Annotated in this window: 19 protein-coding genes; 9 read left to right on the top strand and 10 right to left on the bottom strand. The window is 69.8% G+C overall.

Annotation, left to right across the window (positions count from 1 at the left end):
• Positions 1–9: 9 nt before the first annotated feature.
• The 7 genes from AC4OXY_RS24815 to AC4OXY_RS24785 form a co-directional block, all read right to left on the bottom strand.
• Positions 10–1,569, bottom strand: coding sequence for an SCO6880 family protein (locus AC4OXY_RS24815; RefSeq protein ID WP_356020574.1), 1,560 nt, complete (start codon positions 1,567–1,569; stop codon positions 10–12).
• Positions 1,566–2,912: a hypothetical protein gene (locus AC4OXY_RS24810; RefSeq protein WP_356020572.1), complete on the bottom strand. Its 1,347-nt coding sequence runs from the start codon at positions 2,910–2,912 to the stop codon at positions 1,566–1,568. Before AC4OXY_RS24810 ends, AC4OXY_RS24815 begins: the two co-directional genes overlap by 4 nt.
• The gene (locus tag AC4OXY_RS24805) at positions 2,902–3,732 is read right to left on the bottom strand and encodes a DUF8175 domain-containg protein (RefSeq protein WP_491991091.1); all 831 of its coding nucleotides are present in this window, start codon (positions 3,730–3,732) and stop codon (positions 2,902–2,904) included. The genes AC4OXY_RS24810 and AC4OXY_RS24805 overlap by 11 nt, the downstream gene beginning before the upstream one ends.
• Positions 3,733–3,896: 164 nt before the next feature.
• Positions 3,897–4,205 (bottom strand): DUF8827 family protein, encoded by a 309-nt coding sequence (locus AC4OXY_RS24800; RefSeq protein ID WP_356020567.1) that lies wholly within the window; start codon positions 4,203–4,205, stop codon positions 3,897–3,899.
• A gap of 360 nt (positions 4,206–4,565) precedes the next feature.
• A complete protein-coding gene (locus tag AC4OXY_RS24795) occupies positions 4,566–5,852 on the bottom strand; it encodes a S53 family peptidase (protein ID WP_356020565.1) in 1,287 nt (428 codons plus the stop codon).
• 334 nt (positions 5,853–6,186) lie between these two features.
• Positions 6,187–7,560, bottom strand: a complete 1,374-nt coding sequence (locus AC4OXY_RS24790; protein WP_491991090.1) for a S53 family peptidase — start codon at positions 7,558–7,560, stop codon at positions 6,187–6,189.
• Positions 7,561–7,849: 289 nt separating this feature from the next.
• Complete coding sequence (locus AC4OXY_RS24785; protein WP_376295455.1) at positions 7,850–8,491, bottom strand: TetR/AcrR family transcriptional regulator; 642 nt, start codon at positions 8,489–8,491, stop codon at positions 7,850–7,852.
• Between the two features lie 62 nt (positions 8,492–8,553).
• Between AC4OXY_RS24785 and AC4OXY_RS24780 the strand changes: the two genes are divergently transcribed.
• Positions 8,554–9,453: an oxidoreductase gene (locus AC4OXY_RS24780; protein WP_356020558.1), complete on the top strand. Its 900-nt coding sequence runs from the start codon at positions 8,554–8,556 to the stop codon at positions 9,451–9,453.
• A 4-nt stretch (positions 9,454–9,457) separates the two neighbouring features.
• On the opposite strand, the gene AC4OXY_RS24775 is transcribed toward AC4OXY_RS24780, so the two are convergent.
• A complete protein-coding gene (locus AC4OXY_RS24775) occupies positions 9,458–9,598 on the bottom strand; it encodes a hypothetical protein (RefSeq protein WP_491991089.1) in 141 nt (46 codons plus the stop codon).
• Between the two features lie 10 nt (positions 9,599–9,608).
• Complete coding sequence (locus AC4OXY_RS24770) at positions 9,609–9,881, bottom strand: Scr1 family TA system antitoxin-like transcriptional regulator (RefSeq protein WP_491991088.1); 273 nt, start codon at positions 9,879–9,881, stop codon at positions 9,609–9,611.
• A 244-nt stretch (positions 9,882–10,125) separates the two neighbouring features.
• Here AC4OXY_RS24770 and AC4OXY_RS24765 point away from each other — a divergent pair, with 244 nt between their 5' ends.
• The 4 genes from AC4OXY_RS24765 (at position 10,126) to AC4OXY_RS24750 (ending at position 13,581) form a co-directional block, all read left to right on the top strand.
• Positions 10,126–10,554, top strand: a complete 429-nt coding sequence (locus AC4OXY_RS24765) for a Uma2 family endonuclease (RefSeq protein ID WP_491991087.1) — start codon at positions 10,126–10,128, stop codon at positions 10,552–10,554.
• 87 nt (positions 10,555–10,641) lie between these two features.
• Positions 10,642–11,409, top strand: a complete 768-nt coding sequence (locus tag AC4OXY_RS24760) for a trypsin-like peptidase domain-containing protein (RefSeq protein ID WP_356020550.1) — start codon at positions 10,642–10,644, stop codon at positions 11,407–11,409.
• 226 nt (positions 11,410–11,635) lie between these two features.
• A complete protein-coding gene (locus tag AC4OXY_RS24755; protein ID WP_362816975.1) occupies positions 11,636–12,655 on the top strand; it encodes a C40 family peptidase in 1,020 nt (339 codons plus the stop codon).
• 218 nt (positions 12,656–12,873) lie between these two features.
• The gene (locus AC4OXY_RS24750) at positions 12,874–13,581 is read left to right on the top strand and encodes a phosphatase PAP2 family protein (RefSeq protein ID WP_356020546.1); all 708 of its coding nucleotides are present in this window, start codon (positions 12,874–12,876) and stop codon (positions 13,579–13,581) included.
• A gap of 30 nt (positions 13,582–13,611) precedes the next feature.
• Here the strand turns inward: AC4OXY_RS24750 and AC4OXY_RS24745 are convergent, their stop codons facing one another.
• Positions 13,612–15,168 (bottom strand): FAD-binding oxidoreductase, encoded by a 1,557-nt coding sequence (locus AC4OXY_RS24745; RefSeq protein WP_402062510.1) that lies wholly within the window; start codon positions 15,166–15,168, stop codon positions 13,612–13,614.
• Between the two features lie 365 nt (positions 15,169–15,533).
• On the opposite strand from AC4OXY_RS24745, the gene pstS reads away from it, so the two are divergent.
• The 4 genes from pstS (at position 15,534) to pstB (ending at position 19,662) form a co-directional block, all read left to right on the top strand.
• Entirely contained in the window at positions 15,534–16,667 is a 1,134-nt protein-coding gene (gene pstS, locus AC4OXY_RS24740) for a phosphate ABC transporter substrate-binding protein PstS (protein WP_362816969.1), read from the top strand.
• A gap of 123 nt (positions 16,668–16,790) precedes the next feature.
• The gene (gene pstC / locus AC4OXY_RS24735; RefSeq protein WP_356020539.1) at positions 16,791–17,798 is read left to right on the top strand and encodes a phosphate ABC transporter permease subunit PstC; all 1,008 of its coding nucleotides are present in this window, start codon (positions 16,791–16,793) and stop codon (positions 17,796–17,798) included.
• Positions 17,795–18,856 carry a phosphate ABC transporter permease PstA gene (gene pstA / locus AC4OXY_RS24730; protein ID WP_356020536.1) on the top strand — a complete coding sequence of 354 codons (1,062 nt, stop codon included), beginning with the start codon at positions 17,795–17,797 and terminating at the stop codon, positions 18,854–18,856. The genes pstC and pstA overlap by 4 nt, the downstream gene beginning before the upstream one ends.
• A 29-nt stretch (positions 18,857–18,885) precedes the next feature.
• The gene (gene pstB / locus AC4OXY_RS24725; RefSeq protein ID WP_491991086.1) at positions 18,886–19,662 is read left to right on the top strand and encodes a phosphate ABC transporter ATP-binding protein PstB; all 777 of its coding nucleotides are present in this window, start codon (positions 18,886–18,888) and stop codon (positions 19,660–19,662) included.
• The last annotated feature ends 33 nt before the right edge of the window (positions 19,663–19,695 follow it).

Below are 19,695 nucleotides of genomic sequence, written 5' to 3'. Positions count from 1 at the left end.
AATCAGCCCCTACCGTCGGATGCCGGTGGCGAAGGGAAGTGTGTTCACGAAGGCGCGGTGGTGCTCTCGGTCGCACCACTCCAGCTTGAGGTACGACTTGCCGGCGGAGGCCCTTATCGTGCGCTTGTCGCGGGCGAGGGAGTCGGGGGTGCGGGCGGAGACGGTGATGTAGCCGACCAGGTTGACGCCGGCGGCGCCGCTGGCGAGGTCCTCGCCGCGCTGGTCGAGGCGGTTGTGGGCGGCGATGTCCCGGGGGTCGACGGTCCGGTTCATCTTGGCGGCGCGGGACGCCTCGGCCTCGTCGTTGGTCTTCTCGGTCAGCATACGTTCGATGGCGATCTCGGTGGGTTCGAGGTCCATCGTGACGGCGACGGTGCGGATGACGTCGGGGGTGTGGACGAGGAGGGGGGCGAGGAAGTTCACGCCCACCGGGGTCATCGGCCACTCCTTCACCCAGGCGGTGGCGTGGCACCAGGGGGCGCGGGTGTTGGACTCGCGGGTCTTGGCCTGGAGGTAGGTGGGCTCCATGGCGTCCAGCTCGGCCGGCCAGGCGTTGCGCTGGGTCATCGCCTGGATGTGGTCGATGGGGTGGTCCGGGTCGTACATGGAGTGGATGAGGGAGGCCAGCCGTCCCTGACCGAGCGGCTGGCGGACGCGGATGTCGGCCTCCTGGAGGCGCGAGCAGATGTCGGTCAGCTCGCGGGCCATGACGACGGCGAGCCCGGCGTCGCGGTCGAGCCTGCGGCCGGACTGCGGGCGGGCGGCCTTGGCCATGGCCTGGGCCTCGGCGGCCAGTTCGCGGGTGAAGTGCATGCAGGCGACGAGGTAGGCGCGGTGCTGCTCGCTGCTGGTGGACACCATGGACTGGAGCTGGTCGTAGGAGCGGGACAGCCAGTCCGGGGCGCGGTCGTCGCCGCGCAGGGCGACGTCCTTGGCGTGGGCGTCGGGGTCGGCGGGGAGGGTGCGGGCGAGCATCTGCAGCCGGGTCACGAAGCCGTCGCCGTTGGCGACATGCTTCAGCAGGGTGCCGAAGCGGTCGACCAGGGCCTCCTGGTCCTCCGAGTCGCGCAGGCCGACGCCGGGGCCCTCGATCTCGATGGCGGCGGTGACGGTCTTGCGGTCGGCGTGCAGCAGTACGGCGATCTCGTCGGGGCCGAAGGGTGCGGCCAGCCAGGTGATCCGCCCGATGCCGGGGGGCGGCCCCACCTCCACCTCCCGTCCGCCGATGCTGGTGCCGGCCTCCATGGCGGTGGAGCGGTAGACGGCGCCGTTCTTGACGGTGCGCTTGTAGCTGCGGTTGATCTCGAACCACTTGTAGAACGTGCGGCGCTTGTACGGCACGTAGACCGCGGCGAGCGCGATCAGCGGGAAGCCCGTGAGCAGCACGATCCGCAGCGAGAGCACCGGGACGAGGAGGCCGCACATCATGCCGAGGAACGCGCCCGCGATGATGAGCGCGATCTCGCCGGACTCACGGTTTCGGCCGACGATCGCGTTGGGCCGGGCGCGGCCGATGAGATACGTACGGCGGGGCGTGACCGGATGGGACAGGTGGGACTCGGTCGTCAACGCCCTTCACCTCCTGAACGGTTGTTGCGGGCGTTGCCGGCGTGCGGGGTGTTGGCCGGGCTGGGCGCGCGGGGCGCGGGAGTGGCGGAGGGGACTGCTCCGCCGCCGCCGGAGGGGCGGCTGCTGTGCGCGGCGACACCGCCGGTGGCGGGGTTGGCCGGGCGGGGGGTGCTGCTGCTGGTGCCGCCCGCGCCGCCGTTGTTGTCGGCGCGGGAGCTGTGGGTCTTGATGCCCTGGGCGACGAGGGTGGCGGGGGAGCTGATGACGGCGGCGGCCTTGCTCTCGGCGCCCTGCATGATGCGGTTGTTGCGGCCGTTCGCGATCTCGTCGCCGAAGCCGGGGACGAAGCGGTAGATCATCGCGCTGGCGAAGATGGCGAGCAGGATGATGGCGAGGCCGGAGACGACGGCGGAGAAGGAGTCGGGGCCGTTGCCGCTCGACAGCGCGCCGGCGAGGCCGAGCACGATCACGATGACGGGTTTGACGAGGATGACCGCGATCATGATGCCGGCCCAGCGCCGGACGTGTCCCCACAGGTTCTTGTCGACGAGGCCGGCGTAGACGACGGTGCCGAGGAGGGCGCCGACGTAGAGGAGGGCGGCGCGGATGACGAGCTCCAGCCACAGGACGCCGGCGGCGAGGATGCTGACCAGGGAGACGACGATCAGCATGATCGGTCCGCCGCCGATGTCGGTGCCCTTGCCGAGGGCGCCGGAGAAGGTGCCGAAGAAGACGTCGGCCTGGTTGCCGGTGGTCTTCGCGAGGACGGCGCTGACACCGTCGGTCGCGGAGACGACGGTGTAGAGGATCAGGGGGGTGAAGGCGGAGGCGAGGACGGTCAGCCAGAGGAAGCCGATGGCCTCGGAGATGGCGGTGGTCAGCGGGACGCCGCGGACGGCGCGCTTGGCGACGGCCAGGAGCCACAGCAGGAGCGTGAGGATCGTGGAGGCGGCGAAGACGACGGCGTACTGCTGAAGGAACTTCTCGTTGGTGAAGTCGACGTTGGCGGTGTTCTTCACGGCCTTGCTGAGCTTGTCGATGGTCCAGGAGGCGGCTTCGGCACAGCCTTTGGCGAGGGAGGAGAGGGGGTCCTGGGCAGAGGTGTCCGGGGTGACGGCACCGCCGGATCCGCTGGAGGTGTTGCCGCGTTCGCAGTACTTCTTGGCCTCGCCGGAGATGACGCCGCAGTTGTACTTGCCCGACGGCGAGGGCGACGGGCTGCCGGAGGCGTTGGGCGTGGGCGACGGCGCGGCGACGGCGCGCGTGGCCAGCAGTACTGCCGTGGTCTGCACGGCCGCCACGATTCCGGCGAGCTTCAGCGCACGTTGCGGGCTACCGGGCATACGTGAACCCTCCGTACTGTTCGATGGCCTTGCTGATCTCGTCGGAGGTGGCGGCCTTGTCGTCACCGGGGACCGGGGCCGGGCCGTCCTTCTGGCTGTCGGAGGCGATCTTCCAGTCGCCGCCGGTCCATTGCAGGTCGAACGTCCAGGTCTTCCACGACGAGGTGACGGGGTCGGTGGAGGAGCTGCCGGCCATGCCGATGAGCCCCACGTACCAGACCGCGACCCGGGCGCCGTTGTCCGCGTAGTTCAGCACTGTCGCGCCGGCCGGGACGATCCGGGAGACGAACGTGCTGCCCTGGGGCGGGTTGCCCGCCGCGTCGAGGCCCATCTTGGCGAGAAAGCCGGCCGAGTAGGCCTGGTCCATCGCGCTCTGGAGCCGGTCGGCCGCCTGGGAGGTGTACAGGAGGCTGAGCAGCCTGTCGCGGCTGTCCTTGTTGAACATGCCCGTCGAGCCCAGCGCCACGGCGTAGTTCGAGGCCGCCGACTGGGCGCCCTGCTCCGTGTGGGCGAATCCCGTGGGGACGCCGCTGGCCTTGGTCTGCACCGGTTCCGTTCCGCTGGCCGCCGTCGAGGACGTCGTCGGCCTGTTGCCCTTGTCGGAGGCGGTGTCGGCGGACGGGTGGTCTCCCCGGTTGGCGAATGCGATCGCTGCGATCAGCAGGACGACCACGCCCACCACGGTCACCAGGCTGCGGGAGGAGGAGCGGGTGGGGCGGCGGGGGGCGCCGCCGTAGGGGTCGTTGTCGGGGAGGCGGGTGCGGGTTTGGCCCGTGGGGCTGTCGTAGTCGGGGTAGGGCCCATCGTCTCCGGGATTCATGCCGTGTACGCCCCCTCACCCTCGTAGGCATACGACGGTAGCCGTGCTGGTTCCCGCGCGGGCGCGGTGTGGTGACTCGACATCAGGGAAACGCAACCTCAGCCGGTGGGCACGACGGACGGGTGGAGACGGGGGGACGGGGGACGGAGGGGCGGGAGGTGTGGCTAGACCGCCATGCCGTACACGATCGTGAACAGGGTGCCGAGGGAGCCGATGATGAAGACTCCGGTGAGGCCGGCGATGATGAGGCCCTTGCCCTGTTCCGCGCTGAAGGTGTCGCGCAGGGCCGTGGCGCCGATGCGCTGTTTGGCCGCGCCCCAGACCGCGATGCCGAGGCACAGGAGGATGGCCACCGCCATCACCACCTCGATCATCACCTTCGCCTCGTTGCCCAGGCTGCCGAAGGGGCCCCAGTTCGGGGCGATCCCGCCGATGATGGTGTTGATGTCACCCTTGCTGGCCGCGAGAAGCATGTAAGTCACCGCCCCTGGTGGGTAGTTCTGTTGGCCCCCTGCGGGGTGCAGAGGTCAGGCCTCATTGTCGCCGACATCGGCGCCGACGTATGTCGACTTGACGTCATTGACTGGCGGGTTTCGTACGTATCGCGCGTACGGTCACTCTGTGTATCACGGCAGGTCACCCCGGGCAACGAGGTCAGACCGGAACCTGTCGTGTGGTTCTGTCGTTGTCCCTCTTTACGACCTGGCACGGTTTCTGACGGCCGGTCGGGTGAGGCTTCGGGACGATGTTCTCATGAGGGACGGGCGGGAAATGGACAAGGCCCCGGCGGCCGGGTGCCGTCGGGGCCTGTGACGTGCGAGGCGGTGGTGCGGTCAGCCGGTGAAGGCCGCCGTGCCCTCGGGGGTGCCCCAGCCGGTCGGGCCGTCGTAGCCCGTGCCGGCGGTGCACAGGTAGCTGGGGGAGCAGGAGCCGTTGTTGCCGCTGGTGACGTCGTTCAGCGCGGAGGTGCCGGCCGCGGTGTACGGGAACTTGGCCGGGTAGCTGCCGCTGGACGGGGTGCCGGCGAGGGCGTACACGGAGGCGATGATGGGCGAGCTGGCGCTGGTGCCGCCGAAGGTGTACCAGCCGGCGGTCACGCCGTAGGAGTCGTAGACGGAGACGCCGGTCGCCGGGTCGGCCACGGCCGCCACGTCCGAGATGGTGCGCTTGGCGCAGCCGGTGTCGGTCTGCCAGGTGGGCTTGGCGTCGTACGCGGAGCAGCCGGAGCCCGTTCCCTCCGTGCTGCTGGTCTTCCAGACGGACTCGGTCCAGCCGCGGGAGGCGGAGGAGGACTTCGACAGGGCGGTGCCGCCCACCGAGGTCACGTACTTGGAGGCGGCGGGGTACTGGGCGCCGTAGGCACTGTCACCGGCGGAGACGGTGATGGCGACGCCCGGGTGGTTGAAGTACGAGGTGTCGTACGACGTGTCGGAGGAGGATTCCGAGCCGCCGTAGCTGTTGGAGACGTACTTCGCGCCCAGGGTGACGGCCTCGTTCACCGCCTTGCCGAGGTTGGCCATGGTCGCGGAGGTGGCCTCGACGAGCAGGATGTGGCAGTTCGGGCAGATGGCGGAGGCCATGTCGAGGTCGAGGGACTCCTCCTCGGCCCAGCCGCTGTCGGCGGTGGGGAGCGAGGTGGTGGAGCCGGTCTGGCCGACCTTCTTGAAGCAGCCGTTGGAGGTGGTGCAGGACGGCAGGCCGTAGTGCGAGCGGTATGTGGCGAGGTCGGCGGCCGCGTTCGGGTCGTCGTAGGCGTCGACGATGGCGACGGTCTCGCCGGAGCCGTTGGCGGAGGCGGCGGAGGTGAGGCCGTAGGCCGACTGGAGGTCCGAGGGGCCGTAGCCGGAGGGGGTGGAGGCGTCGGCGGCCTTCGGGGTGATGCCGGTCCGCGCCGCCTGCTGTTTCTGGAAGGCGGTGAGCCCGCCGGTCACGCGGAAGGAGTGGCAGGCGAGTTCGCCCTTGTGCTTGGGGGTGGCACAGGGGGTGGCGGTCCAGGTGGCCTTCGCGGTGGGGGCGGCGGCGTCGGCGTGGGCCGCGGTGCCGAGGCCGGCGAGGGCGAGTGCGGCGGTGGCCGCGAAGGCGGTGCCGAGGCGGCGCCACCGTCTGTGAGTCGTACGCATGTGTGCAGCTCCTGGTTTCCGGGTGGGGGGTGGGAACAGGGCTGTGCGGGTGCGTGCGGCGGTGCGTGGTACGCGGTAGACGATGACTTGTTGAGTACGTGACAACCAGGGGGGTACTGGAATCCTGGCGTCCGCCTTGCCGAAGCATTCCGTTCACTTGACCCAACTCATAGACAGCGCATGGGAGTTGGACAGGAAGGAGAGGCGCTGGGCAGGGAAAACGGGCCGCGGCCGGCTGCCGTGACCCGTTTTCCTTTCCGTGCCGCCGAAGGGACCCCACGTCCCCCTCAAACTGGCGGCTCCCCGTGACCCGACGGGGTGGATCCTTGTGGGGTCAGCCCGCGCTGAAGGCGGACGTGCCCTGCGGCGTGCCCCAGCCGGTCGGGCCGTCGTAGCCGGGCCCGGCGGTGCAGAAGTAGTCCGTGTCGCAGGTGCCGTTGCTGCCGCTCGTCACGTCGTTGAGGGCGGAGGTGCCGGCCGCGTTGTACGGGTACTGGGCCGGGTAGTCACTGCTGCCCGGGGTGCCGGCGAGGGCGTAGACCGAGGCGATGATCGGCGAGGAGGCGCTGGTGCCGCCGTAGGTGTTCCAGCCGCTCGCCTGGTAGGTGTCGTAGACCGAGACGCCGGTGGCGGGGTCGGCCACGGCGGACACGTCGGCGATCATGCGGGTGGAGCAGCCGCTGTCGGTCTGCCAGCTGGGCTTGGGGTCGTTGGCCGAGCAGCCGGAGCCGGTGCCCTCGGTGCTGGAGGTGTTCCAGACGGACTCGGTCCAGCCGCGGCTGCTGGAGTCCGTGGACAGGGCGGTGCCGCCGACGGCGGTGACGTACTGGGAGGCGGCCGGGTACTCGGCGCCGTAGGCGCTGTCGCCCGCGCTGGCGGTGATGGCGACGCCAGGGTGGTTGTAGTACGAGGAGTCGTAAGAGGTGTCGGAGGAGGACTCCGAGCCGCCGTAGCTGTTGGAGACGAACTTCGCGCCGAGCCTGACGGCCTCGTTCACCGCGGTGCCGAGGTTCGCGTCGGACGCCGACTTGGCCTCGACGAGCAGGATGTTGCAGTTCGGGCAGACCGCGCTGACCATGTCGAGGTCGAGGGACTCCTCACCGGCCCAGCCGCTGTCGGCGGTGGGGAGCGAGGTGGTGGAGCCGGTCTGGCTGACCTTCTTGAAGCAGCCGTTGGACGTGGTGCAGGACGGCAGGCCGTAGTACGACCGGTACGTCGCGAGGTCGGCCGCCGCGTTCGGGTCGTCGTAGGCGTCGACGATGGCGACGGTCTCGCCCGAGCCGTTGGCGGAGGCCGCGGAGGTCAGGCCGTAGGCCGACTGGAGGTCCGAGGGGCCGTATCCGGTGGGGGAATCGGAGGCGGCGTTCGGCGAGACGGTCTTCGGTGCGATGCCCTTGAGGGCGGCCTGCTTCTCCATGAAGGCGGTGGTGCCGCCGGTGACACGGAGCGCGTTGCAGGCGGCGAAGCCCTTCTTCGGGGTCGCGGCACACGCCTTCGCGTAGCGCACATGGGCCTTGGCGACCTGGGCGGCGACGGCCTGGGCGCTCACCTTGGTGGCCGCCGTGTGGCCGGTGGTGGCGGTGGTGGCGCTCGCGTGGGCCGCGGTGCCGAAGCCGGCGAGGGCGAGCGCGGCGGTGGCCGCGGCCGCGGTGCCGAGGCGGCGCCATCTACCGCGTATGTGGGGGGAGTTGTGGGTGGACGTACGCAAGGTACAGCCTCCTGGAAGTGGGTGACAGAGGCCTGCGGGTGTGGGAGTCCACCGGTGGGTGACCGGTGGGGGCGGCGGCCCGGGTTCGACCCTTGCTTGTTGAGTACGCGACAACAAGAAGGGTCTTGGAATTCTGACTCCCGCGTTACTGAAGTCGGGCGGAGGCTTACTGATCAATGGCCGTGTGCTGGCTCTGTGCTGGGAGTGGCTTGACCTGGGGCACAGGGCGGGCACAGACGGCGGCCGAAGGGTGCGGCTACGCGCGTAACTGACGGGTGGCGAGAGCGTGTTACCGCGGCCGGAGTCCGTTCAGCAGCAGATGGACGTGTTCGTCCAGGCCGCGCACGGCCTCCTCGGCGTCGAGCGCGCAAGCGGCGATGAGGGCGGCGAGGCCGTGCAGGCTCGCGGCGGCGACCATGGTGATCCGCTCGGGGTCGCCCGCGACGATCTCCCCTCGCTCCTGGGCGTCCGCGATCATCCGCGTGATGGAGCCGAGGGAGAGGTCGACGGCCGTGGCGAGCAGTTCGGAGCTGTCGGAGCGGGCGGAGTCTTCGGGGGCGTGCTTGCGCGCGAACATCAGCTCCAGCAGCTCGGGGTTCTCGACGGCGAAGCCGAGGTAGGCGCGGGCGAGTGCGGCCAGCCGTCCCTCAAGGCCGAGGCCGGGGTCCTCGACGGCGGAGTCCAGCGCCCGGTTCAGCCGCTCGTACCCGTCCAGCGCGAGGGCGTCGAGCAGGGCCTGCTTGTCCTTGAAGTGCCGGCCCGGGGCGGCGTGACTCACGCCGATGTCCCGGGCCAGCTCGCGCAGCGAGAGCGCGCCGACGCCCTTCTCGCGCAGGGTGCGCTCGGCGCTCTTGAGCAGGGCGGTGCGCAGGTCTCCGTGGTGGTAGGGACGGCGGGAGGGAGACGGCGAGGAGGAGGACAGGCGCGGCATGCCCACCATGGTAACGGGATGTTGTCGTTGACAGCTTTGTTGTCGATGCCTACATTCGGGGTATGGCTACTCACAAGTGGAACGTGACCGACCTCCCCGACTTCAGCGGTCGTACGGCTGTGATCACCGGCGCCAACAGCGGCCTCGGCCTCGTGACGGCCCAGGCGCTCGCCGGGGCCGGAGCGCACGTGGTGTTCGCCGTACGGGACCTCGCGCGCGGCGGCGCCGCCGCGGCGCGGGCCGGCGGCAGCACGGAGGTGCGCCGGCTGGACCTGGCCGACCTCGACTCGGTGCGCGAGTTCGCGGCCGGCTGGGACCGCCCGCTGGACCTGCTGATCAACAACGCGGGCGTGATGATGCTGCCCGAGCAGCGCACGCAGCAGGGCTTCGAGATGCAGTTCGGCACGAACCACCTCGGGCACTTCGCGCTGACGAACCTGCTGCTGCCGTATGTGACGGACCGCGTGGTCACGGTCTCCTCCGGTCTGCACCGCGGGGGCGACGGGGTGATCAGCTTCGAGGACGTGAACCTGCGCGGCCGCTACACCCCGACCCGCGCCTACGCCCAGTCCAAGCTCGCGAACCTCCTGTTCACCCTGGAGCTCCAGCGCCGCCTCGCCGAGGCCGGCTCCCCGGTGCGGGCCCTGTCCGCCCACCCCGGCTACGCCGCCACCAACCTGCAGAGCCACCACGGGAGTGCCCTCATGAGGGGAGTCATGGCGGTCGGCAACAAGGTGTTCGCCCAGAGCGACCGGGCCGGCGCCCTGCCCACGTTGTTCGCCGCGAGCCAGGACCTGCCCGGCGCGGCGTACGTCGGCCCGGACGGCCTCGGCGAGATGCGCGGCGCCCCGACCCTGGTCGGCCGCAGCGCGGCGGCGAGCGACCCGGCGGCGGCGCGACGGCTGTGGACGCTGTCGGAGGAGATGACGGGGGTGGCGTGGGGGCTGAAGCCGGTGAGCTGACGGCTCACGGCGGCTGCAACTGCCACTCGTGGGCGCCTTCGCTGACGGGCGCCGGCTTCTTCTTGAGGGCGGCTATCAGGGTGCCGAAGGCCGCCGGGGAGTTGCCCTCGCTGCAATAAGAGGACTTCTGCCAGTTCGGGTTCATCGGTGGTCCCTCACAGCTCTCGCATCAGGTCGTGGATGTGGTCACGGGTCTTGTCCGGGCTGAGTGCGACGGCGTCGATCCGGTCAAAGAGCGTTCGGCACTTGTGGAGTTGGGCGTCGGCATCGAGGAATGAGACGCCGTGGGACTGATCGAGCTGGATGGTGTCCAACTGCGGCACCGGGCCGTGGGTGTAGAGGATGGACTGGCCAGGGCCCGGGCAGGCGCCGACATCGAACGTGATGGTGCGCAGGGTGATGTGATCGCGTTCGCCCTCGCCGCGCACGACTTCTCCCCGGCCCCCGGGTCCCGCCTGGCTCCGCCGCCGACGCCGTACCCGAGCCCGCGCCGGCGGACGACGCGGAAAGCGGGCGCGGCCTGCACCTCGTACGGGCCTGTGCCGACTCCTGGGGTGTCTCCGTGCTGCGGGAGCTGGGTGCGTCCAGAGGCGGGAAGCTGCTGTGGGCGGACTGTCAGAGCCGTGGCTTACTGTAATCGTGCCCGATCGGAACGTGAGGAGGTGTGTGCTCATGGTGACGGTGACTGTGCGTGACGTGGAGGCGCGACAGGAGGTCGCCCAGTACGGTGGTTCCAAAGCCGAGCGGGACGTCGGACCTCCCACCGAACCCGCTCGCGCGGCCGAAGACGCCGGCAAGGCGGAAGAACGGAGGCAGGACGAGAACTGGCTTGCCGACCCCGAGGACGCCGCACTCGCCGTCGAGGTCATCTCTCCCTCTGAGAAATCCCGCGACATCCGCGACAAGGCCGACTGGTACGCCGTGGCCCGCGTCCCCGTGCTGCTCGTCATCGACCCGCGCAAGGCCACCTGGACCCTGCACACCCGGCCTGACGACGGCGCCTACCAGGACGTGCTGCCAGGTAAGTTCGGGGAGCCGGTACCGTTGCCCGAGCCGCTGCACGGTGATGTCGCGACGGGTGACTTCCCTGTCTACGGGTGAGGCTCTGGGCCCAACCGGAGGTTTCACAGGAAAATCTCAGTTAAGTCTCAGAGGGATTCTCACGATCGCGGGGCAGAGTGGAGGCTGATGAAGCGCATCTCACGCATCACGCTCACCTCGCGCCCCGCACTGCTCGGCGCGGTGGTGATGCTCGCCCTGACCTCGGCGTCCGTGGCGGCCGCGGATGAGGCGTCGGGGCCCCTCGGGGTCACCGCCGATGCCTCGGTGAACCGGCACACCGCACGGATCGGTGTGCTCGTCGGCGCGGACCACGCCGGTGATCTCAAGGGCGGCCACTACTGCACGGCCTCGGTCGTGCACAGCCCCGGGGGCGATCTCGTCGCCACGGCGGCGCACTGCGTGAGCAGCGCCGACGACAAGCTGCTCTTCGTGCCCGGCTACCGGGACGGACACGCGCCGTACGGGGTGTGGAAGCTGGGCAGGCGCTACCTGCCCGACGGATGGGCCAAGGACCAGGACGAGGACAGCGACCTCGCCTTCGTCACCGTCGAGAACGCGAACGGCCGGCGCCTGGAGGACGTGGTCGGGGCCAACCGCTTCACGCCCGGTACGGCCACCGGTGCCACCGCCGTGACCGTCGTCGGCTACCCGGACTCCCGCGAGGTGCCGATCAGCTGCACCAACAAGCCGACCCCGCACAGCAGGACCCAGCAGCGCATCGACTGCCCCTCCTTCACCGCCGGCACCAGCGGCAGCCCCTGGGTCAACGGCGACAACCAGGTCGTCGGCATCCTCGGCGGCCACGAACAGGGCGGTTCGACCGACGACGTGTCGTACAGCGTGGTGCTGGGCAGCGAGGCGACGGAGCTGTACAAGGACGCCACGGCTGGTTGATCTTCATGGCAGGGCCTCGCGGCCGTCCATGAGCAGGGAGTCACGCCTCGGGACCTGAACCGCGGAACGTGATCCTCGCTGCCCGGGATCCCGGCTCATCATCAGCGTGAAACCGCCGCACAGCATCGATCCGGCCACCGCCCGGTGACTACACCCCCGTCACGTGCCGTGGTGTCACTGTGAAATGACGCCACATCACGCAAAAAGAGCCTTGAACCGCTCGGGCATGGGGGAAAGTTGGACCGTGCGGAAGGTATGGGTGTTCGGTGGGGCGGCCGTCGGGCTCGGCATGAGCTTCGTCGCGCTGCTCGTGGTCGGGGTCTACGTCGTCGCCGGGAACCTCGCGGGCGGGGTGGCCTCGGCAGGCCGGGCGCTGGCCAAGGGCGCCGTACCGGCCGCGTACCAGGGGCTCGTGCAGAAGTGGGGCAACCTGTGCCCGCAGCTCACCCCGGCGCTGCTCGCCGCCCAGTTGTACCAGGAGAGCGGCTGGAACCCGACTGCCGTCAGCCCCGCCAACGCGCAGGGCATCGCACAGTTCATCCCCGGCACGTGGGCCATCTACGGCATCGACGGCAACGGCGACGGCAAGCGGAACGTCTGGGACCCGGGCGACGCGATTCCTTCGGCGGCTTCGTACGACTGCCAGTTGGCCAAGGACGTGAAGAGCGTGCCGGGCGACGTCTCCGACAACATGCTCGCCGCCTACAACGCCGGTGCGTACCGGGTGATAAAGGCCGGCGGGGTGCCGGCCATCAGCGAGACGCAGGACTACGTCAAGAGCATCCGCAGCCTGTCGCAGAGTTTCGCCGCCCCCGTCACCCGCATCGATCCCAGTCAACAGGCCGCCGGGGCCATCGCGTTCGCGCAGAGCAAGCTCGGGACGCCGTATCTGTGGGGTGGGGAGGGGACCGCCGAGCAGGGTGGGCGGTTCGACTGTTCGGGGCTGACGCAGGCCGCGTACGCCAAGGTCGGCATCACGCTGCCGCGCGTGGCCAACGACCAGTACAACGCCGGACCGCATCCGTCGCGGGATCAACTGCTCCCGGGCGACCTGGTGTTCTTCTCCACCGATCCCAGCGACTCGCGGGCCATCCATCACGTGGGGATCTACGTCGGCGGCGGGTACATGATCGACGCGCCGCGTACGGGTGCGGTGATCCGGTTCGATCCCATCGACGCGCGCGACTACTTCGGTGCCACCCGCGTCACCGCGGATGGCGCAAAAGCGCTCCCCACGGCGGTCTGAGACGGAGCGTGAACCCACCCCCTGAGCTGCGAAGACGAGTCTCTCTTCGATAACGTCTGCGTGATCTTTCAGTGGAGAGTGGAACGTATTGGGGAGGGCTGTGCGTTCCTGTTGACGTAGCCGAGCGGACGTGCAGCGGAAGCGGATCTACGCACCACGGGGGGCAGGAGCGGCGCACATGAGGTGCGTCCGGTAGACGACGAAGGGGCCGCAGCACCATGGCTGTACTCGCCGAATCCGGATCGAACCCCGACGTCGGCCTGCTCTACGACATCAACGGCCTTGCCAAGGACGCTCCGCACTGGTTCGACCGGGTGATGGAGTTCGTCGGGGAGTACGGGCTGCTGCTCGCCATGGTGCTGCTGGTGGTGTGGTGCTGGTGGTCCGTGCGGCGCCGGGGCGGGGAGGACGCCGTGTCGTCCGTCGCCGCGCTGGTGTGGGCGCCGCTCGCCGCCGGCCTCGCCGTACTCGTCAACATCCCCATCCGGGGGTTCGTGGGACGGCCCCGGCCCTTCGTCGATCACCAGGGGCTCGACGTCCTCGTCCCCGGCAAGACCGACTTCTCCTTCGTCAGCGACCACGCCACCATCACCATGGCCCTCGGCGTCGGCCTGTTCGTCGCCAACCGCCGCTTCGGCATCGCGGGGATCGGGCTCGCACTGCTGGAAGGGTTCTGCCGGGTGTACATGGGCGTGCACTATCCGACGGACGTCGTCGGCGGCTTCGCCCTCGGCACGGCCGTCGCCCTGCTGCTGTCCCCGGCGGCCATGGCCCTGCTCACCCCGCTGATGCGGGCGGTGGAGCGGTCGCCGCGAGCGGGGTGGATCGTGCGGAGCCGGGCCGCGCGGGACGGCGGGCGGGACGGGGCGCTGCTGCCCGGCGCCCGCCACTCCGTCGAGAACGAGGAGCGGGATCTGGCGGCGTAGGAGCCGGGTCCGGATCCCGCCCGGGGTTCCTCAGAGCCCCTGCGCGTAGGAGAAGAAGCGCTGTGGGTCGTAGCTCTGCTTCACCTTGCCCAGGCGGCTCGCCGCGTCCCCGTAGTAGGCCTTGCGCCAGTTGCTCAGGGTCGGGTCCGTGTAGTTCTGGTACGCGGCGCCGGAGGCGTACGGCTGCATGGCGCCGTGTGCCGACGTCAGCCAGGACTGGGCCGTGGTGCCGGAGGCGCCCGCGCCCCAGGACGCGATGTACTGCGCCAGCATGCGCGAGCGGCGGTGGACGAAGGCCGTGGCCGTGGGGCTGACGCGGTTGACCGCGCCGCCGAGGGCCGTGAAGGCGATGCTGCCCGCGCCGCCCCGGACCGAGGCGATCTGCCGCAGCACCGTCTGGATGCCCGCCGCGGACAGGGAGCGGTCGAAGAAGTCGGAGCGGGCCGCGTAGGTCTCCCGGCCGAGCGCGCCCTGCGGGGAGCGGCCCGGGGTCGAGCCCGGCAGGTGGCACTGGGCGTCGGAGGAGAAGGACGTGCAGCCGGCGTAGGCCTCCATCGCCTCCTCGTAGCCCTTGCGGCGCAGGGTGACCGAGGAGGCGTTCGCGCCTGCCAGGTGGGCGAGGCGGTCCACGGCGTTCTGGAGCTCGCCGTACGTTCCCATCGAGAAGCAGGCCACCGAGATGCCGGGCGTGCGGCCCGGGGAGCACTCCAGGTGGAGGGAGGACCAGATCTCGTCGGGCTGGGTCGGGCCCCACTCCTGCCAGGCCTTCAGGACCGCCGCCGCCTTCGACCACGGCCAGGTCAGGTACGCCGTGACCGCCTGCGGTGCCGCGTGGGTCCTGAACTGGAGCTCGGTGACGACGCCGAAGTTGCCGTTGCCCGCGCCGCGCAGCGCCCAGAAGAGGTCGGAGTGCGACGACGCGTTCGCCGTGACCTGGGTGCCGTCCGCCGTGATCACGGTCGCCTGGGTGAGACTGTCGCAGGTCAGGCCGTAGGCGCGGGAGGCCACGCCGTGGCCGCCGCCGAGGACCAGGCCGGAGACGCCGACCGACGGGCAGGAGCCCGCGGGTATGGTCACGCCCTTGGCCGCGAGCGCCCGGTAGACGTCGATCAGCTTGGAGCCGGCGCCGACGACCGCCTGGCCGCCGCTGACTCGGATGCCGTTCAGCCTGGAGACGTCGAGGATGAGACGGCCCGTGCCCGAGGAGTAGCCGGCGTAGGAGTGGCCGCCGTTGCGTATGGAGATCCGGATGCCGTGGGAGTGGGCGTAGGCGAGAGTGGTGCGTATGTCGTCGGCGTGCGCGACGTAGGCGACGGCGGCGGGCTTCAGGGTGTCGAAGCGGGTGTTGTAGAGCTGGTGCGCCGTCTTCCAGGCCGCGTCGCCGGGGCGGACCAGGGTGCCGTCCAGGTCGCGGGCGAGGGCCGTCCAGTTCGCGGCGGCGCTCTGGCTGGTGGTCATCAGCGCCGTGCGCGAGGATGAACCCGTGTTTCCCGCGCTTGCGGTCGTACCCGAGCCCGTGCTGCACCCGGTCAGTGCGGTCGCGGTCAGTGCGGCCGCGCCGCCCGCGATGAACGTACGCCGTTCCATGCCCATCGTCGTCTCTTGCCTTTCCCCGGTCCCCCCGGACCCCCTTGGTCCTTCCCGGGGTGAGACGGCATCCTGGGCGGGAAAGTTCGTAACAGTTCGCACACAGGGATTCGAACGCCGAAGACGCGTGGGTGTAACCCTGCGGTCGGGACCGGCGCGTGCCCTCCCCGTAAGCATTCCGTGACCTAACCAGGCCGATGGCAGGGGTTCACCCCGCGTTCACTTAGGGCCATCGGCGGCTTCACCTGTTCTGCCTAATTTCGGCCGTACCCGATGCGGAGTGCGGCCCTGGATGCGCTGAGCTCCCGCGTCTCACAACCTCGCACGCCGCCGCATGCGGCGGCTCCTGGAAGGAACTCCCGAAAGTGATGCTTCAGCGCAAGAACCGGCTCCGCGCCATCTCCCTCGGCGCGATCGCCGTCTCCGGCGCCCTGGCCCTGACGGCGTGCGGCTCCGACAACACCGGTGGCGGTTCGAACGCGTCGGGCAACCCGTCGTCGTCCACCAACGCCTCCGCGATCAAGTGTGACGGCGCCAAGGGCCAGCTGCTGTCGGACGGCTCTTCCGCGCAGAAGAACGCGATCGACGCCTGGGTGAAGAACTTCTCCCAGGCCTGTGGCGTGCAGATCAACTACAAGGCCGGCGGCTCCGGCGCCGGTGTGACGTCGTTCACCCAGGGCCAGATCCCGTGGGCCGGTTCGGACTCCGCGCTGAAGCCCGCGGAAGTCGCGGCCTCCAAGAAGGTCTGCTCCGGCGGCCAGGGCATCGACCTTCCGATGGTCGGCGGCGCCATCGCCATCGGTTACAACCTGAACGGCGTGGACAACCTCGTCCTCGACGCCCCGACCCTCGCCAAGATCTTCGACGGCAAGATCAACAACTGGAACGACCCGGCGATCGCGAAGCTGAACCCGAAGGCGAAGCTTCCCGACCTGAAGATCCAGGCCTTCCACCGCTCGGACGACTCCGGCACCACGGACAACTTCACCAAGTACCTGAAGGCCTCCACCCCCGACAACTGGAAGTACTCGGGCGGCAAGACCTGGCAGGCCTCCGGCGGTCAGTCCGCCGCCCAGTCCTCCGGTGTGGCCCAGCAGGTCAAGCAGACCAACGGCGCCATCGGCTACTTCGAGCTGTCCTACGTCGGTGACGGCGTCAAGGCCGCCAGCATCGCCACCGGTGCCGCCCAGCCGGTCGCCCCGAGCACCGACAGCGCCACCAAGGCCATCGCCGCCGCCAAGGTCGTCGGCACCGGCCAGGACCTGTCGCTGAAGCTCGACTACAACACCAAGGTCGACGGCGCCTACCCGATCACCCTGGTGACGTACGAGATCGCCTGCGACAAGGGCAACAAGGCCGACACCCTGCCCACCGTCAAGTCCTTCCTCAACTACATCGCGTCCGAGGACGGCCAGAAGATCCTCAGCGGCATCAGCTACGCGCCGATGCCCGACGAGATCATCAGCAAGGTCCGCACCACCGTCGCGGGCCTCAGCTGACCTGATCCGAGAGTGCGGCCCGGTTTTCCCGCCTCCCCGCGGGCCGGGCCGCACCGTCCGGTGCACCGCCGCCACGAGCCACGCACCCCACCGGGTGCACGGCTCCGCAGACCGGAGAACCCGATGGACATATCGACCAAGACAACTGACGCATCTCCCCCCACCCCCCAGCCGGCCACGACCGGACGGAAGAGCAGCTCGCGCGGCACGGCCCGCGCCGGTGACCGCATCTTCCTCGGCCTGTCCCGCGGCTCGGGCATCCTGCTGCTGGTGATCATGGCCGCGATAGCGGTCTTCCTCACCTACCGCGCGTCCCTCGCGATCAGCAAGGACCACGGGAACTTCCTGACCACCTTCGAGTGGAACACCAACCTCATCCCGCCGTCGTTCGGCATCGCCGTCCTGGCCTTCGGCACCGTGGTCTCCTCGGTGATCGCCATGGTCCTGGCCGTGCCGGTGGCGGTCGCGATCGCGCTGTTCCTCACCCACTACGCCCCGCGCAGGCTGAGCGGTCCCGTCGCCTACGTGATCGACCTGCTCGCCGCCGTGCCGTCCATCGTCTACGGCCTGTGGGGCGCCCTGATCCTCGTACCGCACCTGAACGGCCTGTTCGGCTGGCTCAACGACTACCTCGGCTGGACCGGGATCTTCTCCTGGCAGGGCGGCGCCCCCCGCTCGATGCTCACCGTCGGCATCCTGCTCGCGATCATGATCCTGCCGATCATCACCAACGTGAGCCGCGAGGTCTTCCGCCAGGTCCCGCAGATGCACGAGGAGGCCGCGCTGGCCCTCGGCGCCACGCGCTGGGAAGTGATCCGCATGGCGGTCCTGCCCTTCGGCCGCTCCGGCGTGATCTCCGCCTCCATGCTCGGCCTCGGCCGCGCCCTCGGCGAGACGATGGCCGTCGCCACCGTGCTCTCGCCGACCTTCGACATCCAGTCCAGCCTGCTCGACCCGGGCGGCGGCACCTTCGCCCAGAACATCGCCAGCAAGTTCGGCGAGGCCACGCAGGACGGCCGTGACGCGCTCATCGCCTCCGGTCTCGTCCTGTTCGTCATCACCCTGCTGGTCAACGGCGCGGCCCGCGCGATCATCGCCCGCCGCAAGGAGTACTCGGGGGCCAACGCATGAGCACCGCAGCCGTCACCGACAAGCTGCCCAACAGCCTGCGCAGCGCACGTCTGCCGAAGTGGTCGCCCTGGGCGATCGCCGCCGGCTCCGTCGTGGTCGCCGTGGGCATCGGCGCGGGCGCGGGGCTGAGCAGCAAGGTCGAGTGGGGCCTGATCGCCGCGCTGCTGTTCCTCTTCGCCACGTTCGCCATCGCGACCAAGGTCGAGGGCAAGCGGCAGGCCAAGGACCGCATCGCCACCTCCCTGGTCTGGGTGGCCTTCCTGCTCGCCCTCATCCCGCTGGTCTCGCTGATCTGGACCACCGCCAAGCGCGGTGTGAAGGTCCTCGACCCCTACTTCCTGACGCACTCCATGGGCGTCGTCGCCGACTCCGAGCCGGGCGGCGGTATCTACCACGCCATCATCGGCAGCCTGGAGCAGGTCGGTCTCGCCACCCTGATCGGCGCCCCGGTCGGTGTGCTCACCGCCGTCTACCTGGTGGAGTACGGCCGTGGCGGTCTCGCCAAGGCGGTCACCTTCTTCGTCGACGTGATGACCGGTATCCCGTCGATCGTCGCGGGTCTGTTCATCCTCAGCCTGATGCTGATGTTCGACATGCAGCCCTTCGGCTTCGCCGGCTCGCTGGCCCTGGCCATCCTGATGATGCCGGTCGTGGTCCGCTCCACGGAGGAGATGCTGAAGCTCGTACCGAACGAGCTGCGCGAGGCGTCCCTGGCGCTCGGCGTGCCCAAGTGGCGCACCATCCTGAAGGTGGTCCTGCCGACCTCGATCGGCGGCATCACCACGGGCATCATGCTGGCGATCGCCCGTATCGCGGGCGAGACGGCGCCGATCCTGCTGCTGGTGTGGGGCAACTCCTTCATCAACAACAACCCGTTCTCGGGTGCGCAGCAGGCGCTGCCGCTGTACATCTACCAGCAGTACGCGAACAGCTCCGGTTCGACCGCGGCCTACGACCGCGCCTGGGCGGCTTCGCTCACGCTGATCGCCTTCGTGATGATCCTCAACCTGGTGGCCCGCGGCATCGCCCGCTGGAAGGCCCCGAAGACCGGTCGCTGACCCCCAGACTTGGAAGTAGTGAAGTAGTAATGGCCAAGCGAATCGACGTAAGCGGACTGACCGCCTACTACGGCTCCCACAAGGCGATCGAGGACATCTCGATGACCGTCGAGCCGCGCTCGGTGACGGCGTTCATCGGCCCCTCCGGCTGCGGCAAGTCGACGTTCCTGCGCACCCTGAACCGTATGCACGAGGTCACCCCCGGCGGCCGCGTCGAGGGCAAGGTGCTGCTGGACGACGAGGACCTGTACGGCACGGGCGTCGACCCGGTGTCCGTGCGCCGCGAGGTCGGCATGGTCTTCCAGCGCCCCAACCCCTTCCCCACGATGTCGATCTTCGACAACGTGGCGGCGGGTCTGCGCCTCAACGGCAGCTTCAAGAAGTCCGAGCTGAACGACATCGTCGAGAAGTCGCTCAAGGGCGCCAACCTCTGGAACGAGGTCAAGGACCGCCTGAACAAGCCGGGCTCCGGCCTCTCCGGCGGCCAGCAGCAGCGCCTCTGCATCGCCCGCGCCATCGCGGTGGAGCCGAAGGTCCTGCTGATGGACGAGCCCTGCTCCGCCCTGGACCCGATCTCCACCCTCGCCATCGAGGACCTGATCGGCGAGCTGAAGGAGCGCTTCACGATCGTCATCGTGACGCACAACATGCAGCAGGCGGCGCGTGTCTCGGACCGTACGGCCTTCTTCAACCTGGCCGCCGTCGGCCAGCCGGGCCGGCTGATCGAGATCGACGACACGGAGCGGATCTTCTCCAACCCGTCGGCGCAGGCGACCGAGGACTACATCTCCGGCCGCTTCGGCTAGGCCGAGCCGGTCTCATAGGACCCCTCGCGGTGC

It is taken from the genome of Streptomyces sp. HUAS MG56 (assembly GCF_058673395.1).
Note: the sequence above shows the minus strand (reverse complement) of the source record. Positions and strands in the feature narration are given on the sequence as shown.

Bases quoted from the DNA above. Each gene is read 5' to 3' on its own strand.
- AC4OXY_RS24810 (WP_356020572.1), bottom strand. From the start codon at position 2,912: ATGCCCGGTAGCCCGCAACGTGCGCTGAAGCTCGCCGGAATCGTGGCG.
- AC4OXY_RS24805 (WP_491991091.1), bottom strand. From the start codon at position 3,732: ATGAATCCCGGAGACGATGGGCCCTACCCCGACTACGACAGCCCCACG.
- AC4OXY_RS24800 (WP_356020567.1), bottom strand. From the start codon at position 4,205: ATGCTTCTCGCGGCCAGCAAGGGTGACATCAACACCATCATCGGCGGG.
- AC4OXY_RS24795 (WP_356020565.1), bottom strand. From the start codon at position 5,852: ATGCGTACGACTCACAGACGGTGGCGCCGCCTCGGCACCGCCTTCGCG.
- AC4OXY_RS24785 (WP_376295455.1), bottom strand. From the start codon at position 8,491: ATGCCGCGCCTGTCCTCCTCCTCGCCGTCTCCCTCCCGCCGTCCCTAC.
- AC4OXY_RS24780 (WP_356020558.1), top strand. From the start codon at position 8,554: ATGGCTACTCACAAGTGGAACGTGACCGACCTCCCCGACTTCAGCGGT.
- AC4OXY_RS24775 (WP_491991089.1), bottom strand. From the start codon at position 9,598: ATGAACCCGAACTGGCAGAAGTCCTCTTATTGCAGCGAGGGCAACTCC.
- AC4OXY_RS24765 (WP_491991087.1), top strand. From the start codon at position 10,126: ATGGTGACGGTGACTGTGCGTGACGTGGAGGCGCGACAGGAGGTCGCC.
- AC4OXY_RS24760 (WP_356020550.1), top strand. From the start codon at position 10,642: ATGAAGCGCATCTCACGCATCACGCTCACCTCGCGCCCCGCACTGCTC.
- AC4OXY_RS24755 (WP_362816975.1), top strand. From the start codon at position 11,636: ATGGGGGAAAGTTGGACCGTGCGGAAGGTATGGGTGTTCGGTGGGGCG.
- AC4OXY_RS24750 (WP_356020546.1), top strand. From the start codon at position 12,874: ATGGCTGTACTCGCCGAATCCGGATCGAACCCCGACGTCGGCCTGCTC.
- AC4OXY_RS24745 (WP_402062510.1), bottom strand. From the start codon at position 15,168: ATGGAACGGCGTACGTTCATCGCGGGCGGCGCGGCCGCACTGACCGCG.
- pstC (WP_356020539.1), top strand. From the start codon at position 16,791: ATGGACATATCGACCAAGACAACTGACGCATCTCCCCCCACCCCCCAG.
- pstA (WP_356020536.1), top strand. From the start codon at position 17,795: ATGAGCACCGCAGCCGTCACCGACAAGCTGCCCAACAGCCTGCGCAGC.
- pstB (WP_491991086.1), top strand. From the start codon at position 18,886: ATGGCCAAGCGAATCGACGTAAGCGGACTGACCGCCTACTACGGCTCC.